At 42.4% G+C, this 1,822-nt stretch carries 3 protein-coding genes; all 3 read left to right on the top strand.

Going from position 1 to position 1,822, the window contains the following annotated elements; all coding sequences use genetic code 11:
* A partial coding sequence (locus QZL64_RS01405) for a plasmid mobilization protein (RefSeq protein ID WP_296309114.1) occupies positions 1-387 on the top strand: 387 nt, incomplete at its 5' end.
* Positions 374-949 (top strand): relaxase/mobilization nuclease domain-containing protein, encoded by a 576-nt coding sequence (locus QZL64_RS01400; RefSeq protein WP_021840264.1) that lies wholly within the window; start codon positions 374-376, stop codon positions 947-949. The genes QZL64_RS01405 and QZL64_RS01400, both read left to right, overlap by 14 nt.
* A gap of 43 nt (positions 950-992) precedes the next feature.
* A complete protein-coding gene (locus QZL64_RS01395) occupies positions 993-1,445 on the top strand; it encodes a hypothetical protein (RefSeq protein ID WP_296309112.1) in 453 nt (150 codons plus the stop codon).
* Positions 1,446-1,822: the final 377 nt, after the last annotated feature.

Raw genomic sequence — 1,822 nt, 5'->3', positions numbered from 1 at the left:
AGGAGGACTATGCGCTATAAGAAAAAAGAATCCGAACTAAACCATCCGCATTTTGTAGCGGTACGACTGTCGGATATGGAACTGCATCTTTTGGATCAGAGTGCATCTGCATTAGGAATCTCACGGTCAGAATATCTCCGCAAAATGCTGGCGGAGAAAGAAATACAAAACAGGATTGAGATTGTTACAGATATGGAATCACTTCGCAAGCTGGTCAGTGAATACGGAAAAATCGGTTCCAACCTGAATCAGATTGCCCGGTATTTCAACAGCGGGGGAGAGCGTTCCCTTGCAATCGAATCTGAAATCCATCAATGCATTGCAGACCTTTTCCAATTACGAAAACAGGTTTTGCAACTGGCAGGTGAAACAAATGGCAGTTCTTAAACACATCAAAAGCAGAAATGCTGATTACTCCGCTGCCATTGATTACCTGCTTTTTCAGCATGATGAAAAGACAGGGAAAAAAATCCTGGATGAATTTGACCGGAACATTCTTCGTGAAGAATTCTACATGGACGAATTGAATTGTGATCCGATGTCTTTCGATAAGGAATGTCAGATCACGAATGCCCGGTTTCATAAAAATCAAAAACCTTCCGAGATCAAAAGCCACCATTACATCATCAGCTTTGATCCTGCAGATGGACCGGAATGTGGACTGACCGGGGAAAAGGCACAGGCGCTTTGTCTGGAACTTGCGAAAAAAATATTTCCCGGCTATCAGGCACTGGTTGTGACACACACAGACGGCCACAATGCATCCGGAAACATTCACACCCATATTGTGATCAACAGTGTCCGGGAATACTCTTCCGAAAGAGAACCATATATGTCACAGCCACACGATCATGAAGCTGGCTACAAACACTGGTCCACCGATAAATTTCTAAAATATTTCAAACAGGAAGTTATGGATATGTGCCACCGTGGGTCTTCATCAGATTGATCTTCTGCAACCTGCTGAAGTAAAGATCACACAGGCAGAATATATGGCAAAACAATCCGGTCAGGATCAGCTGGAAAAGATCAATCAGAAAATTATGGAGGATGGTCTGACACCAACATCAACGGTCTTCCAGACACAGAAACAGTATCTGAGAAATGCGATTGATGCGTGTGCTGCTCTGTCCGATAGTTTTGAGGAATTTCAGTCAAAACTTCTGGAACAATATCAGATTTCTGTCACCGAACACAGAGGCAGATACAGCTATCTTCACCCGGACCGGCAGAAACGAATTTCAGAATGCTCCCTCGGAACCAGATATGGAAAACAGCATCTGGAACAGGCGTTTTTACAGAAAAATCCGATGGCTGTCTTGTATGTCAGATCTCATCTGCGGTTGGTTTTGGATCTGCAGTCAAATATAAAAGCCATGCAGAGTTCGGCATACGCCCGCCGGGTTAAAATCACCAATATACGATCCGGAACATGGCAGACCTGATGGAATTGTATCACCAGCGAATCGATCCATAAGTAAAGATAAGGCTTGATAGCCATACCCTTGTTTTCTACATTTCTTCAGTAATTCAATTGCCAGTTCCGGCACCTCTTTGGTAAGATTTTTATGCCACAATATCCCACAAATTCTCCCGTTTTTTTGCTGAATATACTATAATTTGCAGCATTCTTATTCATAAACTCTTCCCACAAATACTTTCTGTATGTCTCATTTTCGAATTCATGTTTCAAAAAAGAACAATCATACGATACGCTCAAAATCAAATCTTTTTGTTCTTCTGCAACAAAAAATGTGCGGTCACCTTGTTGTCCATCGAAACAACAAGGTGACCCTTAGTTTATCAAGGGAATTGGTTCCCC

It is taken from the genome of Veillonella sp. CAG:933 (genome assembly GCF_000431435.1).
Classification (GTDB): domain Bacteria; phylum Bacillota; class Negativicutes; order Veillonellales; family Veillonellaceae; genus Veillonella_A.
The sequence above is the reverse complement of the archived record's forward strand: the minus strand, read 5'-3'. Positions and strand labels throughout refer to the sequence as shown.

What these genes read in the sequence shown, in the direction of transcription:
- QZL64_RS01400 (WP_021840264.1), top strand. Translation starts at nt 374, where the DNA reads ATGGCAGTTCTTAAACACATCAAAAGCAGAAATGCTGATTACTCCGCT.
- QZL64_RS01395 (WP_296309112.1), top strand. Translation starts at nt 993, where the DNA reads ATGGCAAAACAATCCGGTCAGGATCAGCTGGAAAAGATCAATCAGAAA.